Raw genomic sequence first — 26,456 nt, 5'->3', positions numbered from 1 at the left:
CCGGCAATGGCAGATAAGAAGAAATCAAGCCAGAGGATAGAACCATCCTTTTCCAGCGGCCGGGAACGCATCGAGGACGGATTCAATGCCGGCGAGCGCATCATCGGCAATAGGCGCTCGGCCAAGAAATATTCGTCTTCTTCCAAAACATACTACGAAGAGCCGGAACCCGACGACGATGACGACGAGGATGAGCCCGTGGTCGAAAAGCCTCGCCGCACTCGCGCCCGCAGCCGCCGCAAACCGGCACGCCGTGCGCCGCCGCGGCGCGGCTTTTTCGGCTTCATCCGTTCGACGATCTACTGGGGTCTCGTACTCTGCCTCTGGGCCGGTATCGGCCTTGCCGGGCTCGTCGCCTACTACGGCTCGCGCATGCCGAGCGCCAGCACGTGGTCCATCCCTGAACGGCCGCCGAACGTCAAGATCAACGGTCTCGACGGAACCCTGATCGCGAATCGCGGCACCACGGGCGGCGAGGCGGTATCGCTGAGCGAGATGTCGCCCTATATTCCCGAGGCTATCGTCGCGATCGAGGATCGACGCTTCTACTCGCATTTCGGCTTCGATCCGATCGGCCTTGGTCGCGCGGTAGTGACGAATATCGTGACGGGACATGCCGTTCAGGGCGGCTCGACGCTGACGCAGCAGCTTGCCAAGAACCTCTTCCTGTCGCCGGACCGCACGTTGGAACGCAAGGTGCAGGAAGTGCTGCTGGCGCTGTGGCTGGAGCACAAGTACACCAAGGATCAGATCCTGACGATGTACCTGAACCGCGTCTATTTCGGCTCCAACGCCTATGGCGTCGAGGCCGCCTCGCGGCGCTACTTCAATAAATCTGCCAAGGACGTCAATCTCGGCGAGGCCGCCATGCTCGCCGGCCTGGTCAAGGCTCCCTCGCGGCTGTCGCCCGCCCGCGATCCTGCCGCCGCCGAGGCGCGCGCGCAGCTGGTGCTGCAGGCGATGCAGGATCAAGGCTTCATCACCGAGGCCGATACCAAGACGGCGATGTCCCAGCCGCCGACACGATCGAAGAGCTACTGGAGCGGCGCCGAGAATTACGTCGCCGACATGGTCATGGACCAGCTGCCGAAGCTGATCGGCGGCGATGTCAAGGAAGACCTGATCGTGGACACCACGCTCGACATGTCGCTCGAGGAGAAGGCAGAGAAGGCACTCAGCGATGTGCTCGAAAAGGAAGGCAAAAAGCTGAACGCATCGCAGGCCTCACTGGTTTCCGTCGACGCGACAGGCGCCATCCGTGCTCTCGTTGGCGGCCGCGACTATGCACAGAGCCAGTTCAATCGCGCGGTCACCGCCAAGCGCCAGCCGGGCTCTGCTTTCAAGCCGTTCGTCTATACCGCAGCGCTTGAGATGGGCCTGACACCCAATTCCATCCGCAACGACATGCCGGTCAAGATCGGCAACTGGGCGCCTGAAAATTATGAACAGCGCTATAGCGGCCCCGTCACGCTTGCCACCGCGATCGCGCATTCGCTGAACACGGTTGCCGCGCAGCTCGTCGCCGAAGTCGGGCCGGACCAGGTCATCAAGGTCGCCCGCAGGCTCGGCATTGAATCGGATCTGCAGGCCAATGCCTCGATTGCGCTCGGCACGTCCGAAGTGTCGCTGCTGGAGCTGACCTCCGCCTATGCCACCTTCATGAACGGCGGCTTCAAAGTGGCCCCGCATGTCGTCACCAAGGTAACGACCGCCTCCGGCAAGGTGCTGTACCAAGCCAATACAGACAATCCGGAGCGCGTGCTCAACCCGGATATCGTTACGAACATGAACGCCATGATGGCCGGCGTCATCACTAACGGCACCGGCAAGACAGCACGCATTCCAGGCTGGCAAGCGGCCGGCAAGTCGGGCACGACGCAATCCTTCCGCGACGCGCTGTTCGTCGGCTTCACCAGCCACCTGACCACAGGCGTCTGGTTCGGCAATGACGACGGCAAGTCGATGCGCAAGGTGACGGGCGGTGGTCTGCCGGCAAAAGCGTGGAAGGAATTCATGGTCGCCGCCCACAAGGGCATCACGCCGACGCCGATCTTCGGCGGCGGCCAGATCATCGACAACGGCCTGCCGATGGCGCAGGCAGGACCGAACGGCGACCAGCCGACCACCATCGGCAACATCATCTCCGGCGTCGCCAATGGCGGACAGCCCATACAGCAGCCGACCTTACAGCAAAGGCCGTCGCAACAGCCGATCCAGCCGCAGGTTGTCAACCAAGCCTCCGCGAACGACGACCCGCAGGACCTGCCGCCGGCAAATCTGGCCGACGACGCCAACCCTTACAGCTCCAATCGATATGACAGCGATATACCGCCTGCCGATGTCGGCGATGGCGGCGCTCCGGTCGCCACGGCGCGGCCGCACCGCTCGTCGCTGCTCGATGTCATCCTGGGCCGATAAAATCGCAATTTCGCACCCCACAGCACTGCGCGTCATATAGGCGCGCTAAGGTCGCTGCAGCACTTGGACCTGCTGCAGAATTTTATTCTTAAATCGATCCCCATTTAGAGAATTATGCAGTAGACGCTTGCATGGCCGCAGCAAGGCTGCTCTGATACGCGGTCGCGTCAAATCCTGAGGTCCCCGGCGCATATGGGACCATATGGAATTTGAGCGACAAACCATTTGTTTTGCTGGATTTCAGGCGATTTCCTGCCTTGCAGTCAGTAAAACCGCTACTTATATACGCGGCATCACCGCAGTCATGGCTGCGCAATCCTCAAGACCATCCCGTAAGGGGCTGTCAATGGAATGCCTGACAGGGGTTCCGATAGCTTGCTTCAAGGAGAGAATGACATGGCAAAAGTAATTGGTATCGACCTTGGAACGACAAATTCCTGCGTCGCCGTCATGGACGGTAAGGACGCAAAAGTGATCGAAAATGCCGAAGGCGCCCGGACGACCCCCTCCATGGTTGCCTTCACCGACGATGGTGAACGTCTCGTCGGCCAGCCGGCCAAGCGCCAGGCTGTCACCAACCCCACAAACACCCTCTTCGCTGTCAAGCGCCTCATCGGCCGCCGCTACGAAGATCCGACGGTCGAGAAGGACAAGCACCTTGTTCCCTTCAACATCGTTCGGGGCGACAATGGCGACGCCTGGGTAGAAGCCAACGGCAAGGGCTATTCGCCCGCACAGATTTCCGCAATGATCCTTCAGAAGATGAAGGAAACCGCCGAATCCTACCTCGGCGAGAAGGTCGACAAGGCCGTCATCACCGTTCCCGCATACTTCAACGACGCTCAGCGCCAGGCAACTAAGGATGCCGGCAAGATCGCTGGTCTTGAAGTTCTGCGCATCATCAACGAGCCGACGGCTGCAGCCCTTGCTTACGGCCTCGACAAGAAGGACGGCAAGACCATCGCCGTTTACGACCTTGGCGGCGGCACCTTCGATATCTCCATCCTGGAAATCGGCGACGGCGTCTTCGAAGTGAAGTCGACCAACGGCGATACCTTCCTCGGCGGTGAAGACTTCGACATGCGCCTCGTCGAATATCTCGTTGCCGAGTTCAAGAAGGACAATGGCATCGATCTCAAGGGCGACAAGCTTGCCCTGCAGCGCCTGAAGGAAGCTGCCGAAAAGGCCAAGATCGAACTGTCGTCCGCGCAGCAGACCGAAATCAACCTGCCCTTCATCACGGCAGACGCCACCGGCCCGAAGCACCTGACGCTGAAGCTGACCCGCGCCAAGCTCGAAAGCCTGGTCGACGATCTCGTTCAGCGCACCATCGCTCCGTGCAAGGCAGCCCTCAAGGATGCCGGCGTTACCGCCGCTGAAATCGACGAAGTCGTTCTCGTCGGCGGCATGAGCCGCATGCCGAAGGTACAGGAAGTCGTCAAGCAGCTGTTCGGCAAGGAGCCGCACAAGGGCGTCAACCCGGATGAAGTCGTCGCGCTCGGCGCCGCCATCCAGGCCGGCGTTCTGCAGGGCGACGTCAAGGACGTTCTGCTCCTCGACGTGACCCCGCTGTCTCTCGGCATCGAAACGCTCGGCGGCGTCTTCACCCGTCTGATCGAACGCAACACGACGATCCCGACGAAGAAGTCGCAGACCTTCTCGACCGCCGACGACAACCAGTCGGCCGTGACCATCCGCGTTTCGCAGGGCGAGCGCGAAATGGCTGCAGACAACAAGCTGCTCGGCCAGTTCGACCTCGTCGGCCTGCCGCCGGCACCGCGTGGCGTTCCGCAGATCGAAGTCACCTTCGATATCGACGCCAACGGCATTGTCCAGGTTTCGGCCAAGGACAAGGGCACCGGCAAGGAACAGCAGATCCGCATCCAGGCTTCCGGCGGTCTTTCCGACGCCGACATCGAGAAGATGGTCAAGGATGCCGAAGCCCATGCTGCCGAAGACAAGAAGCGCCGCGAAGGTGTCGAAGCCAAGAACCAGGCCGAAAGCCTGATCCACTCCAGCGAGAAGTCGCTGAAGGATTACGGCGACAAGGTCACCGAAGCCGATCGCACCGCGATTTCCGACGCGATTGCAGCGCTGAAGGCGGCAACCGAAGCTTCCGAACCGGATGCCGAAGACATCAAGGCCAAGACCCAGACGCTTATGGAAGTTTCCATGAAGCTCGGCCAGGCGATCTATGAGTCGCAGCAGGCGGAAGCCGGTTCCGGCGATGCCTCGGCAGCAGGCAGCAAGGACGACGTCGTCGATGCCGACTACGAGGAAATCAAGGACGAAGGCGACCACAAACGGTCTGCATAAGCGCGAACCGAAAGGTTCAGGAAACTACTGAGCCCGCGCGTCCCTTTGGACGCGCAAAGGTCGCAGTAGAACTTAGGTGGCGCCTAAGCCTTTCCTTAAATTGAACCAATTTAAGGGGTTATGCGCATGATCCGGCTGCCTCATGGCAGCCGGAAATCCATTTCCGGGGTCTAATGCTGAATGGCAAAAGCGGATTTTTACGAGACGTTGGGCGTCTCCAAGACGGCGGACGAGAAAGAGCTGAAAAGCGCCTTTCGCAAGCTGGCGATGCAATATCACCCGGACAAGAATCCGGACGACAGCAGCGCCGAGCGGAAGTTCAAGGAAATCAACGAAGCCTACGAAACGCTCAAGGACCCGCAGAAGCGTGCAGCCTATGACCGCTATGGCCACGCCGCTTTCGAGCATGGGGGCATGGGCGGCGGTGGCGGCTTCGGAGCCGGTTTCGGCGGCGGCGGCTTCTCCGATATTTTCGAGGATATTTTCGGCGAGATGATGGGTGGCGGACGCGCGCGCGGTCGCTCGTCCGGTGGCCGCGAGCGCGGCGCCGATCTTCGCTACAATATGGAAATCTCGCTCGAGGAAGCCTTCAGCGGCAAGACCGCGCAGATCCGCGTTCCGACCTCGATCACCTGCGACGTCTGTTCCGGCTCGGGCGCCAAGCCCGGCACACAGCCGAAGACCTGCGGCACCTGCCAGGGCTCCGGCCGCGTCCGCGCCGCACAGGGCTTCTTCTCCGTCGAGCGCACCTGCCCGACCTGCCATGGCCGCGGCCAGATCATTCCCGACCCCTGCACCAAGTGTCATGGCCAGGGCCGCGTGACCGAGGAGCGTTCGCTCTCCGTCAACATTCCGGCCGGCATCGAAGACGGCACGCGCATCCGCCTACAGGGCGAAGGCGAAGCGGGTCTTCGCGGCGGCCCCTCGGGCGACCTCTATATCTTCCTCTCCGTCAAGCCGCATGAGTTCTTCCAGCGGGACGGCGCCGATCTCTATTGTGCCGTGCCGATCTCGATGACGACGGCGGCGCTTGGCGGCACCTTCGATGTGGCGACGCTCGATGGCACGAAATCGCGTGTCAGCGTTCCCGAGGGAACCCAAGTCGGCAAGCAGTTCCGCCTGAAGGGCAAGGGAATGCCGGTGCTGCGCTCCAGCCAGGTCGGCGATCTCTACATCCAGATCCAGATCGAAACGCCGCAGAAGCTCACCAAGCGCCAGCGCGAACTGCTGCAGGAATTCGAGCAGATCTCTTCGAAGGACAACAATCCCGAATCGACGGGCTTCTTCGCCCGCATGAAGGATTTCTTCGATACGTTCAGCGACTGATTCGCCAAGCAAAGCTGTTTCACATGAATCCGGCCGAATCATCGGCCGGATTTTTTGTTGGGTACGCGAATCAGCCGCCCTCGTGGTTCGGCGGTCCGGCGGGCGTCTTCACCATGGGAAACGTCCGCTATTACAAGGATTGATCTGCTGAACTTGGCGCAAAAGCCACTCCACCCTCATCCTGAACACGTCGAAGGACAGGGGCGGCCTCTGGAAGCGTCCTCGATCTCTCTTGCACCCATTGCCGACGGCAAAAACCTTGCACTTGGCCGGGGTTCGGCATACGCCTCGCCCATCGACCCAGAATCCGAAAGACCGATGCCGAACAAGGTTTCCATCTCGCGACTGAAGCTGACCGACTTCCGCAATTACGCGGCGGCGGCGCTGACGCTTGACGAGCGGCATGTGGTGCTGACCGGCGACAATGGCGCAGGCAAGACCAATCTCATGGAGGCGGTCTCGCTGCTTTCGCCCGGTCGGGGCCTGCGCCGGGCCGCCTATGCCGATGTCACCCGGGTCAATGCGCCAGCCGGATTTTCCATTTTTGCCGAGCTCGAAGGCATGGACGGTAGCGTCGAGATCGGCACCGGCATCGACACGGTGGACGAATCGACAGCCCGCAGGCTTCGAATCAACGGCACGCCGGCCAAGACTGTCGACGAGCTGACCGATCACCTGCGCGTCCTCTGGCTGACGCCGGCCATGGATGGCCTGTTTACCGGCGGCTCCTCGGAGCGTCGCCGCTTCCTCGATCGGCTGGTCCTGTCGCTCGATCCCGCTCATGGCCGCCGCGCCAGCGATTTCGAGCGGGCCATGCGCAGCCGCAATAGGCTTTTGTCCGAAAACCGGTTCGATCCATCCTGGCTCGGCGGCATCGAAGAGCAGATGGCGAGCCTCGGCATCGCCATGGCGATCGCGCGGCAGGAAATGCTCGGCCTCCTCTCGCGGCTGATCGCCGAAACGCGCGAGACGACGCCGTTCCCCTCGGCGGCACTCGATCTTTCCGGCTTTCTCGAGGGCCAGTTCGACCGGCCGGCCGTCGATCTCGAAGATGTCTATGCCGACATGCTGCGCGAGGGGCGTTACCGTGACGCCGCTGCCGGCCGGACGCTGGACGGGCCGCATCGGGCCGACCTTCTCGTACGTCACCGCGAAAAGGACATGGAGGCAGAACGCTGCTCCACCGGCGAGCAGAAGGCCCTGCTCGTCGGCCTTATCCTCGCGCATGCGCGGCTCGTCGGCAATCTGACAGGCTATGCGCCGATCCTGCTGCTGGACGAGATCGCTGCACATCTCGACGAGGGACGGCGTGCAGCCCTCTTTGATCTCATCGACGGGCTCGGCGGGCAAGCCTTCATGACTGGTACCGACAGGTCGATGTTCTCGGCGCTTGGCGAGCGCGCGCAATTCTTTACCGTGGCGCATGGCGGCATTACGAAATCCTAGAGCATGATGCCGAAAAGTGTGAGCGGTTTTCGGACGACATCATGCTCTACTTATTTGATTGTAGAGCCGGATTCAGATTTTAGGTCGAATAGACCTAAAATCATCCGGCTCTAACGCCTCCTTCACCGCGATTGTGCTAAACTCAAGCACATGGATCCTTTGACCTCAGACGAAATCGCCCGCTATCACCGCCATATTCTCCTGCCGGAGGTCGGCGGCGCGGGCCAGCAAAAATTGAAGGCGGCCCGCGTGCTTGTCATCGGCGCCGGCGGCCTTGGTGCGCCGGTGCTGCAATATCTCGCGGCCGCCGGCGTCGGTACGCTGGGCATTGCCGACGACGACCGCGTTTCGCTGTCCAACCTGCAGCGCCAAGTGATTCACGACACGGGCACGATCGGCGAAATGAAGACGCAGAGCGCGGCAGATGCCATCGCGCGGCTGAACCCGCATGTGCGCGTCATCCGCTTCGAAGAGCGCTTCAGCGCCGATACCGCCACGCGGCACCTCGCCGGTTTCGATCTCGTCATCGACGGCTCCGACAATTTCGACACGCGCTATGCGGCTGCCGATGCGACCGAAGCGGCGCATCTGCCGCTGGTGACCGGCGCTGTCGGAAGATTCGACGGGTCCGTGACGACACTGAAGCCTTACGAAAGCGATGCGGACGGCAATCCCAATCCGCGCTATCGCGATCTCTTCCCCGCTCCACCGCCGGAGGGCCTGATTCCAAGCTGCGCGGAAGCCGGTATCATCGGTGCTCTGACAGGCGTCATCGGCACGCTGATGGCAATGGAGGCGATCAAGCTCAGCACCGGCATCGGTGAGCCGCTGATCGGCCGCCTGCTGCTCTATGATGGGCTTTCCTCGCGCTTCGAAACCGTACGCTATCGCCGCAAACGCGCTCGGGTCGCGGCGGAATGAGCGAAATCGCGTTTCGTCGCCTCGATGACGGCTTCGACCGCTGGGGTGCCTTGCTGGATCTCATCTTGGCATCCTTCGCTTACATGAATGGCCACATCGATCCGCCATCCTCGGCGCTGGCGCTGACATCCGAAACGCTGAAAGCGAAGGCGTTTAGCGAGATCGCTTATGCGGCACTCGATGGCGAGCAGTTGGTCGGCTGCATTTTCTGTCGGCCGGAGCTGGAAAGCCTGTATGTCGGCAAGCTCGCCGTGCTGCCGGCAGCACAGGGTAAAGGTATCGGCAAGCGGCTGCTAGGCATGGCCGAGGCAACGGCGCGAGAGCTTGGCCTCAAGGCGTTGCGGCTGGAAACGCGGATCGAGCTGGTCGACAACCATGCTACCTTCGCCGCATGGGGCTTTCGCAAGACGGCCGAAAATCGCCATGCCGGTTTCGATCGGACGACATCGATCGAGATGCGCAAGGCGATTGCCTAGCGCATCCTTAGCCGATCAACGGGGCCGTCACGCTTCGCGTGGCGGGATGCGAGTAATGCGGGCACCCATGGCATTCAGCCGCTCCTCGATGCGCTCATAACCACGCTCGATCTGTTGGGCATTGTTGATGACGCTGGTGCCCTCGGCACACATGGCCGCGATCAGCATCGCCATGCCGGCACGGATGTCAGGACTTTCGAGCTGGGCGGCACGCAACTTGGAGGGGCCGGCGACGATGGCGCGATGCGGATCGCACAGCACGATGCGGGCACCCATGGCGATCAGCTTGTCGACGAAGAACATGCGGCTTTCAAACATTTTCTCGAACATCAGCACGACACCATCGCATTGCGAGGCGGTGACGATGGCGATCGACATCGTATCGGCGGGAAAGGCCGGCCAGGGCTGATCTTCGATCTTCGGAATATGGCCGCCGAAATCAGGCTGGATCTTCATCTCCTGATCGGAGCGGATGAGGAGATCGTCGCCGTCGATCTGGCAGCGGATGCCCAGGCGCTCGAAGGTCATCAGCGTGGAGCGCAGATGCTCGACGCCAGCGCGGCGGATGGTGATTTCCGAGCCGGTGACGGCGGCAAGGCCGATCAGGGAGCCCACCTCATTGTGGTCGGGGCCGATGCGATGCGACGCACCACTCAGCCGCTGGCCACCATGAATGGTCATCATATTGGTGCCGACGCCTTCGATTCGGGCGCCCATGGCCATCAGGAAGCGGGCTAGATCCTGAACATGCGGCTCGGAAGCGCAATTGCGCAGGATCGTTGTCCCCTCGGCGAACACGGCAGCGCAAAGCGCATTTTCCGTCGCCGTCACGGACGGTTCATCGAGGAAGACATCGGCGCCACGTAGTCCTTCAGTGCGGAAGCTATAGACGCTATTGACCTCGATCCTCGCGCCGAGCTGTTCCAGCGCCAGGAAATGCGTATCAACACGCCTGCGGCCGATAACGTCTCCGCCGGGCGGCGGCAGGGTGATCTCGCCGCAGCGTGCCAGCATCGGACCGGCAAGCAGGATGGAGGCGCGAATGCGGGCGCAGAGATCGGGATCGAGATTGGCGGGGCGAAGCTCGCGCGCTTCGATTTCAAGCTGGTTGCGACCGAGCCAACGTACCTTCGCACCGACCGATTGGATCAGCTCCACCAGCGCCTCGACGTCGCGGATGCGCGGCACGTTGCTGAGCTCGACCCTCTGATCGGTCAGAAGCGATGCGGCGATGATCGGCAATGCGGCATTCTTGTTGCCGCTCGGTTCGATCTCTCCCGACAGCTTGAAGCCGCCCTCGACCACGTATTGAATCCGCTCATGCGGCAGCGCGCGCGCCATGATTTCCGCCCTTCCTGATTTGTGTTCGTGATCACCTCTGGGCCGGCTTTGTGACATGCACATGTCCGGCGAGAGGGAAGTGAGATCAAATTTGCAGCCGGGTATTCAGCCCCGTTTCAGCGGGCGAATCAGCATGCTTCCGTCATCGAAAGGGCAGCACACGATTGGGTGGGCGATGGCCGTCGATGAAGGTGCGGATGTTGATGATGACTTTGTCGCCCATGTCGATTCGGCCCTCGAGCGTGGCCGAACTCATATGGGGCAGGATCACCACCTTGCCCTCGTTGGCGAGCTTGACCAACTTCGGATTGACGGCCGGTTCGTTCTCGAACACGTCGAGGCCGGCACCGGCGATCTTGCCCTCGCGCAGGATCTTGATCAGCGCCGCTTCGTCGATAACATCGCCGCGCGCCGTGTTGACGATGTAGCTCGTCGGCTGCAGCAGCGCCAGGCGGCGGGCCGAAATCAGATGGTAAGTCGCAGGTGTCGACGGGCAATTGACCGAGACGATATCGACGCGGGCGAGCATCTGGTCGAGGCTGTCCCAATAGGTCGCCTCCAGCTCGTCCTCGGTCGCCGGATTGACGCGCTTGCGATTGTGATAGTGGATCGATAGGCCGAACGCCTTGGCGCGGCGGGCGACGGCGGTGCCGATCCGCCCCATGCCGACTATGCCGATGCGCTTGCCGTGGATGCGGCGGCCTAGCATCCAGGTGGGCGACCATCCGGCCCATTCGCCGGGATTGTCGGTCAGCACGCGCGCACCTTCCGCCAGTCGCCGCGGCACAGCGAGGATGAGCGCCATGGTCATGTCGGCGGTGTCTTCGGTCAGCACATTCGGCGTATTGGTGACGGTGATACCGCGGCGGGCGGCAGCCTCGACATCGATATGATCCGTGCCGTTTGAGAAGCTGGCAATCAACTTCATCTGCGGGCCGGCTTCTTCGATGATCTCGGCATCGATGCGGTCGGTGACGGTCGGCACCAGCACATCGACCGAGCGGACGGCCTCCATCAATTCGGCTTTGGTGCGCGGGCGATCATCGATGTTGAGTTCGGCATCGAAGAGTTCGCGCATGCGCGTCTCCACCGCGTCAGGCAGTTTGCGCGTGACGTAGACCTTCGGTTTTTTCTTCGTCGTCATGGCGAGCGGCGATGCCTTGTTCAGATGTTCTTAACCAAGAAGCAGGATAATTTTCCCGTTCCGGGCATTTCTACCAGACCCGCAGGCGAAGACAAACAAAACTCGCTGACGCGATCCGAGGATTTGCCGCTCACCGGAGCGAAAGGTCGCCGGAATGGCGCCTTTGTCATGACGAACGAACGGAACTCCCATGCGTGGCAATGTCTTGAAGTCCTGCGCCATTTTCGCAATCGGCCTGATGATGGCCGCTGTGTCGGCCGATCTTGCCGTCGCCCAGGCCGCCAAGGGTCCGAGCGGCCTGCCGCTGCCGCGCTTCGTCACGCTGAAATCGAAGCGGGTCAACCTGCGTATCGGGCCGAGCGCGGATTACGCCGTATCATGGCTCTATCTCAAGCAGGGCCTGCCGGTCGAAATCATTCAGGAATACGATAATTGGCGCCGCGTACGCGATGCCGACGGCACGGAGGGCTGGGTCAACCAGTCGCTGCTGTCGGGCCAGCGCTCGGCGATCGCCGCACCCTGGATGAAGGGCAAGGGCAAGGCCGTCTTTGTCAACATGCGCCGTGAATCCCAGCCATCTGCCGCCGTCATCGCCAAGCTTCAGCCCGGCGTGATGATGAGCGTCAAGGAATGCACGGGCGACTGGTGCCTCGTTACCGCCGATGGCACCGAGGGCTGGGTGGCACAATCGGAAATCTGGGGCGCCTACCCCGGCGAGGCGTTCAAGTAACGCATCACTCGGCGTTTTCACCGCATAAGCGATGGTACGGCTTTCCGGCACAATGATGTATCCGGTATGAGAAACGGAGACCGGCTATCTTGGCGTATGTGCTCGGCGTTCTTGGCGTTGCAATCGTTACGTTCACATCGACGAACATAGACGATATTTTCGTGCTTCTTGGCTTCTTTGCCGATCCGAAGTTCCGATTGAGGCAGATCATCATAGGCCAATATCTCGGTATCGGCGTTCTTTACGGCGTCAGCGCCATTGCCTCGTTGCTCGCTCTCGTCATTCCCGCAGCCTATATCGGCCTGCTCGGCCTTGCGCCGATCTATTTCGGCCTCGGCAGGCTATGGGAGCTCGGGAACGGCGGGGAGGCCGGCGACAATCCGGAAGATCACGCCAAGGCCTCGGCAGGACATGGAAACATCGTGGCGATCGCCTTGGTCACGATCGCCAATGGCGGCGACAATATCAGCGTCTATACGCCCCTCTTTGCGACGCGTTCCGCCTATGAGATTTTAGCCATCGGCTGCATCTTCGCGGTGCTGACGGCCGTCTGGCTGGGTGCAGCGCATTCTCTCGTCAATCATCCGAAGCTCGGCGCACCGATCCGGCGACATGGACACAGGGTCGTGCCCTTCGTGCTGATCGCGCTCGGCATCCTCATCCTCTATGAGGCGGGAACCGTAACGCTCTTTCGGTGATGAGCTTGCTTCGGCACTTCACAACAAAGCCGCCCCTGTAATCTGCCGGAGGCGGCTTCGATGATCTGCTGATAGAGACAGACTCCGTCAGAGAAGCCCGAATTCCTTGGCGGCTTCCGACAGCGACCGCATCGGCCGCGGGCCGATCTGCTCAATGACGATGGCAGCCGCAAGATTGCCGAGCTTGGCGCAGTCTTCCAGACCGCGGCCTTGCGTGTAGCCGAAGAGGAAGCCAGCCGCGAAAAGATCGCCTGCACCAGTCGTGTCAACACGCTCCTCGATCGGATGGGCATCGACGACATAGCGCTCATCGCCGCGTACGACGACGGCGCCATCCTTGCCCGTCGTCACGGCGGCGATCTTGCAATCGGCCGCGATCAGAGTCAGCGCCTTTTCAAAGTCGTCGGTCTCGTAGAGCGAGAGGGCTTCGTCACGATTGGCGAAGACGATATCGACGGTGCCGGAGCGCATGAGGTCGAGGAACTCGTCGCGGTAGCGGCCGACGCAGAAGCTGTCAGAGAGCGTCATCGACATTTCCCGGCCATTGGCATGGGCGATGCGGGCGCACTCGCGGATCGCTTCCTTGGCGCGTGGCGGATCCCAGAGATAGCCCTCGAAATAGGTTACCTTTGCATCGGCGACGACGTCTTCCTCGACATCTTCGGGACCCAGTTCGACGCAGGCGCCGAGATAGGTGTTCATGGAGCGCTCGCCATCCTCGGTGACGAAGATCATCGAACGGGCGGTCGGAGGGAAGGTGCCCTTCGCCTTGGTTTCGTAATGAACGCCCTGGGCGCTGATATCATGGGCGAAGATCTGGCCGAGCTGGTCTTCGGCAACCTTGCCGAAATAGGCAGCCTTGCCGCCGAAATTCGCGACACCGGCCGCCGTATTGCCGGCGCTGCCGCCGGAGGCTTCCAGAGCCGGGCCCATGCGCGAATAGAGAAGCTCGGCGCGCTCGGCGTCTATGAGGTTCATCGCGGCTTTGGTGATCTTGTTGTCGATCAGAAACTGATCGTCGCAACGGGCGATAATGTCGACGATAGCATTGCCGACGGTCAGTACATCGAAGCGAGTCATCTATAGGAGGGTCCCGGATCCTGGTGATAGCCGGTATCCGGTATTATCGGTTTTTCTGAAGTTTTAAAGAAAAATCCGCGCGTAGGCGGCCAACTTGATTGCAATCAGTCATTTGCCTGTCACTTTCTATCTTTAAATGCTTATCACGCGACTGGGATGGGAAGCTCGAAAGACTTCCGAGCCAGTTTGGGAAGGAATGATGCCTTCCGCCTCACCGGTACGCGGGTCGACCACGGATGAACTGGCGGCATGTGCACCGGGGGGACCTCCCAACGGGGCGAGATCGACAAGAGCGGGCTAAGCCCGCTTTTTTTGTTTTGCGGGTTTCCAGCCCCGGGCAAGCTGCTACAAGTTTCGGGTCCAATTCCCCGAAATCACGAGCTTCATACCCGCGTGTCCGAAATCCTCACAGACGTTCTTCCCGTCTTCCTGCTCATTCTCGTCGGCTGGGTCATCGTCCGCACCGGCCTGTTGAAAGTCGACGTCGGTGAGGCGATGAGCGAGTTCGTCTTCAAGGTCGCGGTGCCGCTCCTGCTGTTCCGGACCATTGCCGAAGCGGATTTTCGTGGTGCTTCGCCGTTTCGATTGTGGATCGCCTATTTCTCCGGCGTCGCCATCACCTGGACTGCCGGCCATATCGTCGCGACGCGGCTCTTCGGGCGGGATGCGCGCATCGGCGTGCTCGCCGGTGTTTCCTCGGCTTTTGCCAATACGATCTTCATCGGCCTGCCGCTGGTCGGACGCACGGTGGGGCCTGACGGCGTCATGGCGATGTCGATCCTGATCGCCGTGCATCTTCCAACGATGATGATCGCAGGCACGCTGCTGATGGAGCAGGCCGAGCGCAAGGAGAATGCCGGCGCCGGCCGTAGCACCGGCGAGTTGCTGCGTCAGGTCGGCAGCAATCTCCTGCGCAATCCGCTCGTCATCGGGCTTTTCTGCGGTCTCATCGTCCACCTGACCGGCCTTCCCATCCCCGCAACGCTCGGCACGGTCGTCGACAACATTGCCAACATCGCCGGCCCGGCTGCGCTGATTTCGCTCGGAATGGCGCTGCGTCAATATGGGCTGTCGGGCAATCTCGGCGTCACCAGCGTCATTGCCGCCTTCAAGCTTTTTCTGCTGCCGGCCTGCGTGCTGGCTGCCGGACTTCTTCTCGGCCTGAGCCCGGAATGGCGGGCCGCACTCGTCCTCACGGCCGCTGTTCCTACAGGTGTGAACGCCTGGCTGATTGCCAATCGCTTCGGCGTAGGCCACAGTCTCGCGGCCTCGACGATTACCTTGACGACAGCGCTCGGCGCATTCTCGGTATCACTCTGGGCCTATCTCCTCGGATAACCGAGGCCGAAACCCGCCGATCGTAACGGCATCTCTCCGCTTTCGGAGAAGCAGGCAGGAAAATGGTCATATATTTTGCGCATCCCGGCCTTCCCACCCGGAGCGCAGCAAAGGATGGCACATGAATATTGCAGCTCCGCTCACCAATCCCGCGTCAGCCTATGCGCAGAAGGTCTTCGTGCTCCAAGGCGGCGGCGCGCTCGGCTCCTATCAGGCGGGTGCCTTTCAGGCGCTGAGAGAACAGAATATCGAGCCGGACTGGATCGCCGGCATCTCGATCGGCGCGATCAATGCCTCGATCATGGCCGGCAACGTGCCCGGCGAACGGCTCAAGGCGCTGAGTTCCTTTTGGAACAAGGTGACCGTGCATCTCCCCGTCGATCTGCTGATGGAAGATCGCCGCGAGACCAACCCTTTCTATCGCTCGGTCAGCAGCTGGTGGGTATCGACCTTCGGCGTGCCCGGCTTCTTTTCCCCGTGGCAGCTCCCGGCCTGGTTCCAGACGCGCGGCTCAGCGGGCGCGACCAGCATCTACGATACGGAGCAATTGCGCCAGACGCTGCTCGATCACGTCGATTTCGACCGAATCAACCATGGCCCGGTGCGTTTGAGCCTCGGTGCCGTCAATGTACGCACCGGCAATTTTGCCTTTTTCGACAACAAGGAGATCAAGATCGGACCCGAGCATGTGATGGCGAGCGGCGCTTTGCCGCCGGGTTTTCCAGCGGTCAAGATCGGCCACGAGCATTACTGGGACGGTGGCCTCGTCTCGAACACGCCCCTCAGCTACGTGCTGCGCAATGGCGCCAATATCGACACGGTCGTCTTTCAGGTCGATCTCTTCAGCGCCGTCGGCCCGCTGCCGCAGGATCTGGAAGAGGTCGAGGAGCGGCGCAAGGACATCACCTATTCGAGCCGCACCCGGCTCAACACAGATCTCTTTCTGGAACGCCATCGCCTGCGGCGCGCAATATCGGAGCTCTATACCCGCCTTCCCGAAGAGGCCAAAGCCGATCCGGAGATCAAGAAGCTGGAGCGGCATTGCTCCGACTACGGCGTCACCATCATCCACCTGATCTACCGCAACAAGCAGTTCCGGTCGCATTCGAAGGATTACGAGTTTTCGGCGCTGTCCATGCACGAGCATTGGGAGGCCGGCTTGCGCGATGCCCGCAAGGCGCTGGTCGCCGAGGATTGGCGCATGCCGCCGAGCGCCGAGGACGGATTGAAGGTGTTCGACCTCGATCAGCGGACGCGCTCCCGCCGGCATTCAATCTGAGCGAGCAACACAAAAACGCGGCCTGACGGCCGCGTTTTTCAATCAAGCCGGTAATTGCCTTAGTTCGTGGCGGCCGGTGCGTTCGGGTCCGGCAGCGGCACCTGGGTATCGGCAAGCGTGCGCAGATAGGCGATCACGTTGGCGCGATCCTCTTCTTTCGGCAGACCGGCAAAGCCCATCGCCGTGCCTGCAACGAATTTCTTCGGCGCGGCCAGGAAGTGATAGAGGTGGTCATAGGTCCACTTTTCCGAACCGCCCTTGGAAAAATCCTTCATGCCGGACGAATAGGCGAAACCTTCGTGCTCGGCGACCGGGCGGTCGACAATACCCCAAAGATCGGGGCCAACCTTGTTCGGACCACCCTTTTCTCCGGAATGACAGGCCTGACACTTCTTGAAGATCGTTTCGCCGACCTTGGCATCAGCCTTCTGCAGAAGCTGAGCGATCGGCGTATCCGGCTTGGCAGCCGCGCCCTTGTCACCGCCCGCAGCCGGTTCCTCGGTCGCGACGATGGCAAAACCGGGCTTTTCCGGTGCCTCTGAATGGAAAATAAATCCTGACGCGAGCGACACGGACTTCAACACGAACAGCGTGGCCAAAAGCGCCCCGACACCCATGTTCACGTAGGATGAATTCATCTGCTATGCTCCCCTCGCCGCCAGCATCCTCCGCTGGCCCATCTTGAATTCGCGCGAAACCTATGTCTTTTGGCTGTTTCTTGCAACTCTGTAAACGGTCTCCACCATGAGACGTTTTGACACTTTTCCCTCGGGAATAGAAGGCCCAACAATGACTGATTCAAATTTAGACAAGACGCTGGTCCTCATTCCCGCCCGCATGGCCTCCACGCGCCTGCCGGGCAAGCCGCTCGCGGACATTTGCGGTCTGCCGATGATCGTACAGGTTGCCAGGCGCGCGCGCGAGGCGGCGATCGGTCGCATCGTCGTGGCCGTCGACCATGAGGATACCTATGCCGCCGTCGCCAATGCCGGCTTTGATGTCGTGATGACCGGCAAGGATCATCAATCGGGCTCGGACCGCATCTACGAGGCGCTGCAGGCCGTCGATCCGCAGGGCCGGGCCGAAATCATCGTCAATGTGCAGGGCGACCTGCCGACGATCGATCCCGAGACCATCCGCGCCTCTCTGCGCCCACTCGAAAACCCAGCCGTCGACATCGCCACGCTGACCGTCGAGATCAGGGACGAGGAAGAAAAGACGCTGCCGAGCGTCGTCAAGGTTGTCGGTTCGCCGATTTCCGAAAATCGCCTGCGCGCGCTTTATTTCACCCGTGCGACCGCACCCTACGGCAAGGGGCCACTCTATCACCATATCGGCCTCTACACCTATCGCCGCGCCGCGCTTGAGCGATTCGTCAAGGCCGGTCCGTCGCCGCTGGAGCGGCGCGAATCACTGGAGCAGCTGCGGGCACTGGAAGCCGGCATGCGCATCGATGTCGAGATCGTTGACACGATCCCGCTCGGTGTCGATACTCCCGCCGACCTCGAAAAGGCCAGACGCATCCTCTCCGCCGCTTCTCATTGACGGCATTCCCCCAAGGGCAGTCCCATGATTACCAAGACCAACAAGATCTCCTTCCAGGGCGAGTACGGCGCCAATTCCGATATGGCCAGCCGTGACATGTTCCCGACCATGGAACCGCTGCCCTGCCAGACCTTCGAGGATGCCCTCACCGCCATCGAGAACGGCGACGCCGATCTCGGCATGATCCCGATCGAAAACACGATTGCCGGCCGTGTCGCCGACATTCATCATCTGCTGCCGGAATCGCGCCTGCATATCGTCGGCGAATATTTCATGCCGATCCGCTTCCAGCTAATGGCGCTGCCCGGTGTCAAGAAGGAAGAGATCCGCACGGTCCACAGCCATATCCACGCGCTCGGACAATGCCGCAACATCGTGCGCGCCAATGGCTGGAAACCGGTCATTGCCGGCGATACGGCAGGGGCTGCCAAGCTGGTGCAGGAAACCGGCGACCGCAGCATGGCGGCGCTGGCGCCGCGGCTCGCAGCCGATCTCTACGGGCTGGAGATCATCGCCGAGAATGTCGAAGACACCGAAAACAACATGACGCGTTTCGTCATCCTGTCGCGCGATGAAGACTGGGCGGCACGCAGCTCGCCGGACGAAAAGATCGTCACCACTTTCGTCTTCAACGTCCGCAACATTCCCGCCGCCCTCTACAAGGCGCTCGGCGGCTTCGCCACCAACGGCATCAACATGACGAAGCTTGAGAGCTATCAGCTCGGCGGCCGTTTTGTCGCAACGCAATTCTATGCCGATATCGAGGGCCATCCCGCCGATGCGCATGTGCGCCGCGCCTTGGAAGAACTGCGCTTCTTCTCCGAAAAGGTCCGCATCCTCGGCGTCTACAAGGGGCACCCGACGCGGGGCGATCTCTAAATTCTTCAGGCCCCTCATCCGGCCTGTCGGCCACCTTCTCCCCGCCTTCGGAGAGAAGGGGATAGACGCACCTGCAGCCTACCTTCCATCATGAGACTTGGCCAGAGCCTCAGGTCGTCCGCTCTCCGCGCATGCCGGGAGAGGGCTAGGGAGAGGGGCAACCTCACCCAGCCGCCTTACTTATCCGGCTCACATACCCGAAGGCGATGGCCATCCGGATCGAGCACGACGAAGGTCGGGCCGAAATCCATGGTCGTCAGCTCCTGTGCGATCGGCAGGCCGCGTGCCTTCCAATCCCTGTAATGCTGCTCGACGGCCCCGGTGCCTTCGACCATGAAGCCCAATTCCCCGCGATTACCGATGGCGGAGGGCTGTGGCTCGACGCTGCTGCGGCGCCAGAGACCGAGACTTAGGCCATTGTCGAGTGCGAAGGCCACGAAGTTCGGCGACGCGAATGCCGGCTCACGGCCGAAGAGATCGCGGTAGAACGGCGTGCTTTCGCTGGGATCCTTGACATAGAAAATGATGAGATTCGGGCTGGTCATGTGGATGGTCCTCTCGTTTGGGTGAATTTAAGGGCATGCGGATAGGAACCGGCGAACGGAGTAAAGTTCGCCGGGAGTGACTGTGTCGTTGCCTGGTTGAAGGCGTGCGGAGATGCGATTCCAAAGCGCGTTGCGCTATTTGGATCAGCGTCTTGCGCTCGGATCTTTGATTGTGCGCAGGTCGTCATCGCGAAAGTCGCGACGAGTGCCTCAGCGCATCCGATCTTCCTCTCGATACGGCTCACAGCCGTCGAGAAAGCCAAGATCTCGCTTCACGGAATCGGGCACTTCCTCAATATCGAGACGATTCCAGCGGCGGCTGAAATAGCCGAGGGCGACCTCAGAGAGACGAGCGGGCCATGACCGATGCTTGCCTTTACGCGCCTCAATGCCGCCGCGATGCACATGTTGCGAAATAATGGAAACGTTGCCTGCCATGATCGGTCCTCCTTCCTGATTGAATGGACCCATTATAGCCGCCCCTACTGACAGTTTCTGGCAGTAGCGTTACGCTCCGAGATCAATTATGGGCCAGGCCCTCGCGCGCCTGCCATTCTCTTGCCAGGGCGACGCGACGGCGTGGGTAGCGCGCCTCGAGCACCGCGAAATCGACGATGCGATCGGCGCGGAAATGGCGGAAATCCTGACGCAGCTCGCACCAGGCCATGATGATGCGGGAATTGTCGAAATAGCCGAGCGCGAAGGGCCAGATGCGCCGGGTCGAGATGGCGCCGTTCACATCGCCATAGGTCAACTGCACCATGCGCTCGGTCTGGATCGCCTTGCGCATCAGGGAAAGATCGGCCTTGTCTTCGGTGATGCGGCGCGTGCCGACGACCACGGCCGCCTGGTCGACCGCCTCGCGGAGGTCCGCGGGCAGCACGGCGGCAATCTTTGCGAGCGCATCGGTCCCGGCTGCCGCCAGACGAGCGTCGGTTGCACGCGCCACCCATCTCGACCCAAGCACCAGCGCTTCGATCTCATCCTGGGAAAACATCATCGGCGGCAGCATGAAGCCGGGCTTCAGGACATAGCCGATCCCCGGTTCGCCCTCGATCATGGCGCCCTGCGATTGCAGGCTGGCGATATCGCGATAGAGCGTGCGCAGGCTGACGCCGGTTTCCTCCGCCAGAACGGCGCCGCTCACTGGACGACGATAGCGCCGCAGCGTCTGCAACAGCGTCAACAAGCGTTCGGAGCGGGCCATGGCAGGATAGTCCTAGCGCTTCCATTCCACCCAGTCGCGCATCAGGCGATGGGCGATGGCACCCTTGGGCGGAGAGGTATTGCCGGATGCCGAGACGCGGTCGAGCATGGCAAGCGTCTCTTCCGGGGTGAACCAGCGACAATCCTCAAGTTCGGCCTCATCCATATGGATTTCCAGCGACTTGGCTTCGGCATAGCAGCCGATCATAAGGGAATGCGGCATCGGCCAGGGCTGCGAGGCGTGATAGCGTACGCGGCCGATATGAATACCGGATTCCTCGAGCGTTTCGCGGCGCACCGCATTCTCGATGGTTTCGCCCGGTTCGACGAAACCGGCGAGACAGGAATACATGCCCGGCGCGAAATGATGGCTGCGGCCGAGCAGGCAGCGATTCCTTTCCTCGTCGATGCCAAGCATGATGACTACGGGATCGGTGCGCGGGAATATCACGTGTTCGCAGGCCGTGCAGACCCGCTTGTAGCCTCCGATCCGGCTTTCCATGACCGAGCCGCACCGACCGCAGAAGCGATTGTCGCCATTCCAGCGGAGGAGGCTCACGCCCTGCGCGGCTTCGCCGAGGATTTCGCCTTCGAGCAGAAGATCGCGCCAGAGAGAGCGCATGTCAGCCGGCTTGTACTGGCTGGCAAGCTCGTCTGGATTGACGCGCACGGGCACGGCAAGCCGAGGCTCGCCAGTCTTGCGGTAGCCAAGAAGCACGGCCTCCTCCCAATTCGGGTCGAGCTCCTGCAGCTCGTAGCGGGCAAACAGAGGGTCGAGCACCTGGCCATCATGCTTCAAGACAAGCCGGTCCTGAGCGAAGGCCAGGATATGCGTGCCTTCCTTGGCGAGCGCCTGCTTGATCGATTCCTCGTCGCGATGCTCGGCATCTCGGTTGAGCTGGTTTTCCGCGAAAGCGGTGAGACTGCTGGCTTCCGGATGCGGGGCATCCGAGGAAAAGATGGAATGGCTCATTGTGAAAGCGTTTCCCGCAACTTGGCTATGAGGCTGTTCATGTCTTCGTCCGAATAGGGTTCCGCCTTGCCATAGCCCCAGACGGGACCCGGCCAATTGGCATCACCTTCGAACCGCGCGATGACATGAACATGCAGCTGGCGGACGATATTTCCAAGTGCCCCGACATTGATTTTTGTTGCCCCCGTCACCGTCTTCAGGACGCTTGCGACCTTATCCGTTTCGAAGGTCAGCAAGATCCGGTCGAGGGGCGTCAGCTCGAAAACTTCCGATTTGTCGGGCCGGCGCGGGATCAACACGAGCCACGGCCAGCGGCGATCCTTCATCAGCCTGACGTCGCAAAGGCCAGTTATGGCGACGGAAACGCTGTCATTCGCAAGACGATCGTCGAGCGTAAACTCCTTCAAAGGGGCATCCTCCATTGTTTTATCAAATGTTTAGCAGTTTTTTTTGACCTTGGCTTGCTTTTGATGACGATATTGCCGATATGTGCATCCGGGAGGTTGGTGGTGGACGAGCCACTCGCCAACCGGGTCAGGTCCGGAAGGAAGCAGCCCTAACGAGCCCGGCACGGGTCATTCGTGCCAGCCTCCCACCCTTTCCGAAAGCAAGACCCGGCTTTCCGGGCAACAAGCAGGGCGATGAGCGACACCGAGCGACAAGCAAAAGATGCCGCTTCGACCGGCACCGGTTACCGGGTGCTGGCCCGCAAATACAGACCCAAGGACTTCACGGACCTGATGGTCGGCCAGGAGCCGATGGTTCGAACGCTGACCAACGCGTTCGAGACCGGCCGTATCGCTCAGGCCTATATGCTGACCGGCGTGCGCGGCGTCGGCAAGACCACGACCGCCCGTATCCTTGCCCGCGCCCTCAACTACAAGACCGCTGCAGTCGATCGTCCCACGATCGACCTGCGCGAACCCGGCGACCATTGCCAGGCGATCATGGAAGGCCGGCACGTCGACGTCATCGAGATGGATGCCGCCTCGCATACCGGTATCGACGATATCCGGGAGATCATCGAGCAGGTGCGCTACCGGCCCGTTTCGGCCCGCTACAAGGTCTATATCATCGACGAAGTGCACATGCTGTCGACGGCCGCCTTCAACGGGCTCCTGAAGACGCTCGAAGAGCCGCCCGAGCATGTGAAATTCATCTTCGCCACGACGGAAATCCGTAAAGTTCCGATCACGGTGCTGTCGCGCTGCCAGCGCTTCGATCTGCGCCGCATCAGCGCTTCCGATCTCGTCGGGCTGTTCACCACCATTGCCGGCAAGGAAGGCATCGAGGCCGAGCCGGAAGCACTCGCCATGATCGCACGCGCCGCCGAAGGCTCGGCACGCGACGGCCTGTCGCTGCTCGATCAGGCGATCGCCCATGGCAGCGGCTTCGTTGCCGCGGATGCCGTGCGCACCATGCTCGGCCTTGCCGACCGCGCCCGCATCGTCGATCTCTTCGGCCATGTCGTCAAAGGCGATGTTTCGGCAGCCCTTGCCGAATTCAACAGCCAGTATGAGGCCGGAGCCAATCCTGTCGTCGTGCTCACCGACCTTGCCGATTTCACCCATCTCGTGACCCGCCTCAAATATGTGCCCGATGCCGCCGACGATCCATCGCTCAGTGAAGTCGAGCGCACGAAAGCGGCGGAATTCGCGCAAGGGGTTGCGGTAACCGCACTTTCCCGCATCTGGCAGATGCTTCTCAAGGGCATCACCGAGACGGAGAATGCCTCACGCACCGCAGGCGCTGCGGAAATGGTTCTGATCCGGCTTGCGCATGCGGCCCATCTGCCGGCACCGGAAGATGCGGCGCGCAGGCTTGCTGAATTTTCTGATGGTAATGGCGGCGCTCGTCCGTCACCCTCTTCCAGCGGCGGCAATGGTGGCGGCGCTGTGTCCTATCAGGGCAATACCGTAGCGCGTGCTGTGGAAACGCCGGCGCCGCGACCCACGCCTTCCGCCCCGGTCGCCATGCTGCGCTCCGTGCCGAATACGCAGCCGGATTCGCACCCCGTCGGACGCATCGAGTCGAAGCCCGTCGAGGCGCCGAAGCCGCTGGTGCCTGTCAATTCGATGGCTGACATCGCCGAACTCGCCAGCCAGAAGCGCGATCCGAAGCTGAAGGCGCTGGTGCGCACCTTCGTGCGCCCGGTCAAGCTGGAGCCAGGAAGGCTTGATGTCAGCTTAACGCCGGGCGCGCCGGGCACGCTTTTGAATGAGCTTGCCGTCAAGCTGAAGGAATGGACCGGCATCCACTGGATCGTCAGCCTTAGCCGCGAGGAAGGCCTGCCGACGCTTGTCGAGGCCGAGGCAAACGCTCAGAAGCAGCGGGTGGCCGATGCGCGGCAAGACCCCGATGTCGCGGCGATCCTGGCGCAATTTCCGGGCGCAAAGATCATCGACGTGCGGGTGCGAGCACCCGAGACGGACGAAGAGGATGAAGCCGCTGCTCCTCCGGCAATCGCCGAATCCATTGATGGCGACATCCTGCCGGGCGACGATATCGAATTCTAAGGTTAGGATGAGTGCAGGCGGAACCGCTTCGGCTTGAAGCGGTTGACGACCATGACGACATATCCTGCCGCTCAAACAGAGACTTGCAGAAGAAGGACCAAAGACGATGCGCGACATCATGGGCATGATGGGCAAAGTGAAGGAAATGCAGGCGAAGATGGAGAAGATGCAGTCGGAGATCGCCGACATTCGCGTCGAAGGCAAGGCCGGCGGGGGCCTCGTCACCGTTACCGTCAACGGCAAGGGCCTGATGCTCGGCCTGAAGATCGATCCCTCGCTCTTCAAGGAAGACGATGTCGAGATCCTCGAAGACCTGATCGTTGCCGCCAACAAAGATGCTCAGGAAAAAGCCGAGGCGATCGCCGCCGAAAAGACGCGCGAACTCACCGCCGGCCTGCCGATCCCGCCCGGCTTCAAGCTGCCGTTCTGAGGCGAGACATTTCTTTCAGCGGCCGGCCGCCTTGCGAATGAGATCGCGGCCGATCGCCTTTATGGGTTCGTTTCGCAGCACCAGCGATGTCGTCACCGCGCCATGGCGGGCAATGCAATCGACGATGGTTTCAAGGTCTGATGGTGTCGGCACGAGAACCTTGAGCAGAAAGCAATCCTCGCCCGTCAGCCTGAGTACCTCGATAATTTCGGGCATTTCCGAAAACTGCTTCAGATACGGCCGGATATGCTCATGCGTGGTGCGCAGCCGAATGACTGCCATCATGCCGAGCCCGACGGCAGCGGGATCGACCACAGCACGGTAGCCGGCAATCACGCCACGCTCCTCCAGCCGCTTCAGCCGCTCCGATGCCGCCGGCTGCGACAGGCCGACACGACGGCCGAGCTCCGATACCGAGATTCGCCCATCCTGCTGCAGGATTTCGATGATCGATAGATCGGTCGGATCCAGGCCTCTTTCGATTGTATCCATTGCTCACCTTCAATTCATCGGTTGGGATAAGTTTTATCCGATGGATTGTAATGTCAATCGGCATCCCGGCATGCGAGTTTTTCTCCATGAGAAACTATGGAGAAAGGATAGAGATGAGCGATATCATCACGCTGCCGGGGCTTGGCGGCTCGGGTGAAGGTCACTGGCAGACATTGTGGGAACGGGACGATCCGGCTATGCGACGCTTCCAGCCATCAAGCTGGGACAGACCGATCCTTTCGGATTGGATTGCCGCGCTCGAGCACGAAATCTCGCGCTCCAAAACGCCGCCGATCCTGATTGCGCACAGCCTTGCCTGTCAGCTGATCGCCCATTGGGCCACTGTGAAGAAGACGGCGATCCTTGGCGCGTTCCTGGTGGCCGCGCCCGATCCTACGGGCGAAATCTATCTTGCCGAGGCCGGCAGCTTTGCCAATCCGCCACGGCAGCGGCTGCCCTTTCCGTCCCTGCTCGTCGCCAGCACCGACGATCCGTTCGGGTCCTTCGACCATGCGCGTCGCAGCGCCGAAAGCTGGGGCAGCGCCTTCGTCGATGTCGGGCCACGCGGGCATATCAATGCGGCATCGGGACTGGGTGACTGGCCGGAAGGCAAGGCAATCTTCGGGCGTTTTCACGCCGAGCTTGGCTGAACCCACATCCGGCATTTGGAAAAGCCGCGCCGGAATGCTATCTCTGGCACTCTTTTTCCAGATATCGTCCAGCTGCCCTGTTGGAGGGAATGCGATGAGCCTGTCGACGCTGCTTGTTTTTGCCGGTGCCTTGTTCATTGCGGCGGGATCGCCGGGACCGAACATCGCGGCACTCGTGGCGCGCGTGCTGACGAAGGGCGCGCGCAACGTGCTGCCCTTCCTCTCCGGCATGTGGCTTGGCGAAGCGATCTGGCTGACCTGCGCCGTTGCCGGACTTGCAACCATTGCCGAAACCTTCCATCTCGCCTTCGTGGCGATCAAATGGCTGGGTGTCGTCTATCTTCTCTATCTTGCTTGGAAGATGTGGTTTGCCTCCTCCGACACAGCGGGAGAGGAGCTGCCGGACGAGCAATCAGCCATGCGGCTCTTCCTGGCCGGTTTCACGGTCACCATGGGCAATCCGAAGATCATGGTCTTTTATGTGGCGCTGCTCCCCTCGATCATCGATCTGCATGGCGTGACGGTTTCGGGCTGGGCCGAGCTGGCCGCGACGATGTTTGCGGTGCTCGTCATCATCGATCTCTCCTGGGCGATGCTGGCGGCCAAAGCCAGAACCTTCCTCAAGAGCCGCCGGGCTGTGCGCATCGCCAACCGCGCCAGCGCCGGCACCATGGCAGGCGCGGCCGTCGCGATTGCCATGCGGTGAT

General features: G+C 61.3%; 26 protein-coding genes and 1 other RNA gene. 17 read left to right on the top strand and 10 right to left on the bottom strand.

What is annotated here, in order from left to right:
* Nucleotides 1-6 precede the first annotated feature (6 nt).
* From AC13RE_RS27005 to AC13RE_RS26980, 6 genes are all read left to right on the top strand, one after another.
* Nucleotides 7-2,418 carry a transglycosylase domain-containing protein gene (locus AC13RE_RS27005; RefSeq protein WP_488565203.1) on the top strand — a complete coding sequence of 804 codons (2,412 nt, stop codon included), beginning with the start codon at nt 7-9 and terminating at the stop codon, nt 2,416-2,418.
* Between the two features lie 396 nt (nt 2,419-2,814).
* Nucleotides 2,815-4,734 (top strand): molecular chaperone DnaK, encoded by a 1,920-nt coding sequence (dnaK, locus tag AC13RE_RS27000; RefSeq protein WP_488565202.1) that lies wholly within the window; start codon nt 2,815-2,817, stop codon nt 4,732-4,734.
* 180 nt (nt 4,735-4,914) lie between these two features.
* Nucleotides 4,915-6,060 (top strand): molecular chaperone DnaJ, encoded by a 1,146-nt coding sequence (gene dnaJ, locus AC13RE_RS26995; protein WP_132721698.1) that lies wholly within the window; start codon nt 4,915-4,917, stop codon nt 6,058-6,060.
* A gap of 318 nt (nt 6,061-6,378) precedes the next feature.
* Nucleotides 6,379-7,506 (top strand): DNA replication/repair protein RecF, encoded by a 1,128-nt coding sequence (gene recF / locus AC13RE_RS26990; protein WP_488565201.1) that lies wholly within the window; start codon nt 6,379-6,381, stop codon nt 7,504-7,506.
* Nucleotides 7,507-7,656: 150 nt separating this feature from the next.
* A complete protein-coding gene (locus tag AC13RE_RS26985; RefSeq protein WP_488565200.1) occupies nt 7,657-8,427 on the top strand; it encodes a molybdopterin-synthase adenylyltransferase MoeB in 771 nt (256 codons plus the stop codon).
* Nucleotides 8,424-8,903, top strand: coding sequence for a GNAT family N-acetyltransferase (locus tag AC13RE_RS26980; RefSeq protein ID WP_488565199.1), 480 nt, complete (start codon nt 8,424-8,426; stop codon nt 8,901-8,903). Before AC13RE_RS26985 ends, AC13RE_RS26980 begins: the two co-directional genes overlap by 4 nt.
* Nucleotides 8,904-8,930: 27 nt before the next feature.
* On the opposite strand, the gene murA is transcribed toward AC13RE_RS26980, so the two are convergent.
* Nucleotides 8,931-10,244: a UDP-N-acetylglucosamine 1-carboxyvinyltransferase gene (gene murA, locus AC13RE_RS26975; RefSeq protein WP_488565198.1), complete on the bottom strand. Its 1,314-nt coding sequence runs from the start codon at nt 10,242-10,244 to the stop codon at nt 8,931-8,933.
* Nucleotides 10,245-10,386: 142 nt separating this feature from the next.
* Entirely contained in the window at nt 10,387-11,388 is a 1,002-nt protein-coding gene (locus AC13RE_RS26970) for a 2-hydroxyacid dehydrogenase (protein ID WP_132721708.1), read from the bottom strand.
* A 190-nt stretch (nt 11,389-11,578) separates the two neighbouring features.
* Here AC13RE_RS26970 and AC13RE_RS26965 point away from each other — a divergent pair, with 190 nt between their 5' ends.
* Both AC13RE_RS26965 and AC13RE_RS26960 read left to right on the top strand, forming a co-directional pair.
* Nucleotides 11,579-12,118: an SH3 domain-containing protein gene (locus AC13RE_RS26965; protein ID WP_132721710.1), complete on the top strand. Its 540-nt coding sequence runs from the start codon at nt 11,579-11,581 to the stop codon at nt 12,116-12,118.
* A 98-nt stretch (nt 12,119-12,216) separates the two neighbouring features.
* A complete protein-coding gene (locus tag AC13RE_RS26960; protein WP_488565210.1) occupies nt 12,217-12,816 on the top strand; it encodes a cadmium resistance transporter in 600 nt (199 codons plus the stop codon).
* 87 nt (nt 12,817-12,903) lie between these two features.
* Here the strand turns inward: AC13RE_RS26960 and AC13RE_RS26955 are convergent, their stop codons facing one another.
* A complete protein-coding gene (locus tag AC13RE_RS26955; protein WP_488565197.1) occupies nt 12,904-13,896 on the bottom strand; it encodes an adenosine kinase in 993 nt (330 codons plus the stop codon).
* 393 nt (nt 13,897-14,289) lie between these two features.
* On the opposite strand from AC13RE_RS26955, the gene AC13RE_RS26950 reads away from it, so the two are divergent.
* Together AC13RE_RS26950 and AC13RE_RS26945 are read left to right on the top strand one after the other, a co-directional pair.
* Nucleotides 14,290-15,234 carry an AEC family transporter gene (locus tag AC13RE_RS26950; protein WP_132721716.1) on the top strand — a complete coding sequence of 315 codons (945 nt, stop codon included), beginning with the start codon at nt 14,290-14,292 and terminating at the stop codon, nt 15,232-15,234.
* Between the two features lie 121 nt (nt 15,235-15,355).
* A complete protein-coding gene (locus tag AC13RE_RS26945; protein WP_488565196.1) occupies nt 15,356-16,513 on the top strand; it encodes a patatin-like phospholipase family protein in 1,158 nt (385 codons plus the stop codon).
* 59 nt (nt 16,514-16,572) lie between these two features.
* On the opposite strand, the gene AC13RE_RS26940 is transcribed toward AC13RE_RS26945, so the two are convergent.
* A complete protein-coding gene (locus AC13RE_RS26940; protein WP_488486397.1) occupies nt 16,573-17,151 on the bottom strand; it encodes a c-type cytochrome in 579 nt (192 codons plus the stop codon).
* A 151-nt stretch (nt 17,152-17,302) separates the two neighbouring features.
* On the opposite strand from AC13RE_RS26940, the gene AC13RE_RS26935 reads away from it, so the two are divergent.
* Together AC13RE_RS26935 and AC13RE_RS26930 are read left to right on the top strand one after the other, a co-directional pair.
* Nucleotides 17,303-18,058, top strand: coding sequence for a 3-deoxy-manno-octulosonate cytidylyltransferase (locus tag AC13RE_RS26935; RefSeq protein ID WP_488486396.1), 756 nt, complete (start codon nt 17,303-17,305; stop codon nt 18,056-18,058).
* Between the two features lie 24 nt (nt 18,059-18,082).
* On the top strand, nt 18,083-18,937 hold the full coding sequence (locus AC13RE_RS26930) for a prephenate dehydratase (protein WP_132721722.1): 855 nt from the start codon (nt 18,083-18,085) through the stop codon (nt 18,935-18,937).
* A 176-nt stretch (nt 18,938-19,113) separates the two neighbouring features.
* Here the strand turns inward: AC13RE_RS26930 and AC13RE_RS26925 are convergent, their stop codons facing one another.
* The 5 genes from AC13RE_RS26925 to AC13RE_RS26905 all read right to left on the bottom strand — a co-directional run bounded on the left by AC13RE_RS26925 (nt 19,114) and on the right by AC13RE_RS26905 (nt 22,068).
* Nucleotides 19,114-19,482 (bottom strand): VOC family protein, encoded by a 369-nt coding sequence (locus tag AC13RE_RS26925; RefSeq protein WP_112338900.1) that lies wholly within the window; start codon nt 19,480-19,482, stop codon nt 19,114-19,116.
* 210 nt (nt 19,483-19,692) lie between these two features.
* Nucleotides 19,693-19,920: a hypothetical protein gene (locus AC13RE_RS26920; protein ID WP_488565195.1), complete on the bottom strand. Its 228-nt coding sequence runs from the start codon at nt 19,918-19,920 to the stop codon at nt 19,693-19,695.
* Nucleotides 19,921-20,002: 82 nt separating this feature from the next.
* Nucleotides 20,003-20,689 carry a helix-turn-helix transcriptional regulator gene (locus AC13RE_RS26915; RefSeq protein ID WP_112338899.1) on the bottom strand — a complete coding sequence of 229 codons (687 nt, stop codon included), beginning with the start codon at nt 20,687-20,689 and terminating at the stop codon, nt 20,003-20,005.
* A gap of 12 nt (nt 20,690-20,701) precedes the next feature.
* Nucleotides 20,702-21,661 carry an NAD(+) diphosphatase gene (nudC, locus tag AC13RE_RS26910; RefSeq protein ID WP_488565194.1) on the bottom strand — a complete coding sequence of 320 codons (960 nt, stop codon included), beginning with the start codon at nt 21,659-21,661 and terminating at the stop codon, nt 20,702-20,704.
* On the bottom strand, nt 21,658-22,068 hold the full coding sequence (locus AC13RE_RS26905) for an HIT family protein (RefSeq protein WP_132721726.1): 411 nt from the start codon (nt 22,066-22,068) through the stop codon (nt 21,658-21,660). The genes nudC and AC13RE_RS26905 overlap by 4 nt, the downstream gene beginning before the upstream one ends.
* A gap of 91 nt (nt 22,069-22,159) precedes the next feature.
* Here AC13RE_RS26905 and ffs point away from each other — a divergent pair.
* The 3 genes from ffs (at nt 22,160) to AC13RE_RS26890 (ending at nt 24,607) form a co-directional block, all read left to right on the top strand.
* Nucleotides 22,160-22,257: signal recognition particle sRNA small type (gene ffs / locus AC13RE_RS26900), an RNA gene on the top strand.
* A gap of 45 nt (nt 22,258-22,302) precedes the next feature.
* Nucleotides 22,303-24,177, top strand: a complete 1,875-nt coding sequence (locus tag AC13RE_RS26895) for a DNA polymerase III subunit gamma/tau (RefSeq protein WP_488565193.1) — start codon at nt 22,303-22,305, stop codon at nt 24,175-24,177.
* A gap of 106 nt (nt 24,178-24,283) precedes the next feature.
* Nucleotides 24,284-24,607, top strand: coding sequence for a YbaB/EbfC family nucleoid-associated protein (locus tag AC13RE_RS26890; protein ID WP_047635820.1), 324 nt, complete (start codon nt 24,284-24,286; stop codon nt 24,605-24,607).
* Nucleotides 24,608-24,622: 15 nt separating this feature from the next.
* Here AC13RE_RS26890 and AC13RE_RS26885 read toward each other — a convergent pair whose 3' ends face one another.
* Nucleotides 24,623-25,099, bottom strand: coding sequence for an Lrp/AsnC family transcriptional regulator (locus tag AC13RE_RS26885; RefSeq protein WP_488565192.1), 477 nt, complete (start codon nt 25,097-25,099; stop codon nt 24,623-24,625).
* A gap of 113 nt (nt 25,100-25,212) precedes the next feature.
* On the opposite strand from AC13RE_RS26885, the gene AC13RE_RS26880 reads away from it, so the two are divergent.
* Together AC13RE_RS26880 and AC13RE_RS26875 are read left to right on the top strand one after the other, a co-directional pair.
* Entirely contained in the window at nt 25,213-25,749 is a 537-nt protein-coding gene (locus AC13RE_RS26880) for an RBBP9/YdeN family alpha/beta hydrolase (RefSeq protein WP_488565191.1), read from the top strand.
* Between the two features lie 94 nt (nt 25,750-25,843).
* The gene (locus AC13RE_RS26875; RefSeq protein ID WP_488565190.1) at nt 25,844-26,455 is read left to right on the top strand and encodes a LysE family translocator; all 612 of its coding nucleotides are present in this window, start codon (nt 25,844-25,846) and stop codon (nt 26,453-26,455) included.
* Nucleotide 26,456: the final 1 nt, after the last annotated feature.

Source organism: Martinezella sp. CNPSo 3959 (assembly GCF_057784355.1).
The sequence above is the reverse complement of the archived record's forward strand: the minus strand, read 5'-3'. Positions and strand labels throughout refer to the sequence as shown.

What these genes read in the sequence shown, in the direction of transcription:
- AC13RE_RS26945 (WP_488565196.1), top strand. Translation starts at nt 15,356, where the DNA reads ATGAATATTGCAGCTCCGCTCACCAATCCCGCGTCAGCCTATGCGCAG.
- AC13RE_RS26895 (WP_488565193.1), top strand. Translation starts at nt 22,303, where the DNA reads ATGAGCGACACCGAGCGACAAGCAAAAGATGCCGCTTCGACCGGCACC.
- AC13RE_RS26880 (WP_488565191.1), top strand. Translation starts at nt 25,213, where the DNA reads ATGAGCGATATCATCACGCTGCCGGGGCTTGGCGGCTCGGGTGAAGGT.
- AC13RE_RS26915 (WP_112338899.1), bottom strand. Translation starts at nt 20,689, where the DNA reads ATGGCCCGCTCCGAACGCTTGTTGACGCTGTTGCAGACGCTGCGGCGC.
- dnaJ (WP_132721698.1), top strand. Translation starts at nt 4,915, where the DNA reads ATGGCAAAAGCGGATTTTTACGAGACGTTGGGCGTCTCCAAGACGGCG.
- AC13RE_RS26920 (WP_488565195.1), bottom strand. Translation starts at nt 19,920, where the DNA reads ATGGCAGGCAACGTTTCCATTATTTCGCAACATGTGCATCGCGGCGGC.
- AC13RE_RS26885 (WP_488565192.1), bottom strand. Translation starts at nt 25,099, where the DNA reads ATGGATACAATCGAAAGAGGCCTGGATCCGACCGATCTATCGATCATC.
- AC13RE_RS26875 (WP_488565190.1), top strand. Translation starts at nt 25,844, where the DNA reads ATGAGCCTGTCGACGCTGCTTGTTTTTGCCGGTGCCTTGTTCATTGCG.
- nudC (WP_488565194.1), bottom strand. Translation starts at nt 21,661, where the DNA reads ATGAGCCATTCCATCTTTTCCTCGGATGCCCCGCATCCGGAAGCCAGC.
- AC13RE_RS26940 (WP_488486397.1), bottom strand. Translation starts at nt 17,151, where the DNA reads ATGAATTCATCCTACGTGAACATGGGTGTCGGGGCGCTTTTGGCCACG.
- AC13RE_RS26930 (WP_132721722.1), top strand. Translation starts at nt 18,083, where the DNA reads ATGATTACCAAGACCAACAAGATCTCCTTCCAGGGCGAGTACGGCGCC.
- dnaK (WP_488565202.1), top strand. Translation starts at nt 2,815, where the DNA reads ATGGCAAAAGTAATTGGTATCGACCTTGGAACGACAAATTCCTGCGTC.
- AC13RE_RS26970 (WP_132721708.1), bottom strand. Translation starts at nt 11,388, where the DNA reads ATGACGACGAAGAAAAAACCGAAGGTCTACGTCACGCGCAAACTGCCT.
- AC13RE_RS26955 (WP_488565197.1), bottom strand. Translation starts at nt 13,896, where the DNA reads ATGACTCGCTTCGATGTACTGACCGTCGGCAATGCTATCGTCGACATT.
- AC13RE_RS26980 (WP_488565199.1), top strand. Translation starts at nt 8,424, where the DNA reads ATGAGCGAAATCGCGTTTCGTCGCCTCGATGACGGCTTCGACCGCTGG.
- AC13RE_RS26925 (WP_112338900.1), bottom strand. Translation starts at nt 19,482, where the DNA reads ATGACCAGCCCGAATCTCATCATTTTCTATGTCAAGGATCCCAGCGAA.
- AC13RE_RS26965 (WP_132721710.1), top strand. Translation starts at nt 11,579, where the DNA reads ATGCGTGGCAATGTCTTGAAGTCCTGCGCCATTTTCGCAATCGGCCTG.
- recF (WP_488565201.1), top strand. Translation starts at nt 6,379, where the DNA reads ATGCCGAACAAGGTTTCCATCTCGCGACTGAAGCTGACCGACTTCCGC.
- murA (WP_488565198.1), bottom strand. Translation starts at nt 10,244, where the DNA reads ATGGCGCGCGCGCTGCCGCATGAGCGGATTCAATACGTGGTCGAGGGC.
- AC13RE_RS26890 (WP_047635820.1), top strand. Translation starts at nt 24,284, where the DNA reads ATGCGCGACATCATGGGCATGATGGGCAAAGTGAAGGAAATGCAGGCG.
- AC13RE_RS26985 (WP_488565200.1), top strand. Translation starts at nt 7,657, where the DNA reads ATGGATCCTTTGACCTCAGACGAAATCGCCCGCTATCACCGCCATATT.
- AC13RE_RS26935 (WP_488486396.1), top strand. Translation starts at nt 17,303, where the DNA reads ATGACTGATTCAAATTTAGACAAGACGCTGGTCCTCATTCCCGCCCGC.
- AC13RE_RS27005 (WP_488565203.1), top strand. Translation starts at nt 7, where the DNA reads ATGGCAGATAAGAAGAAATCAAGCCAGAGGATAGAACCATCCTTTTCC.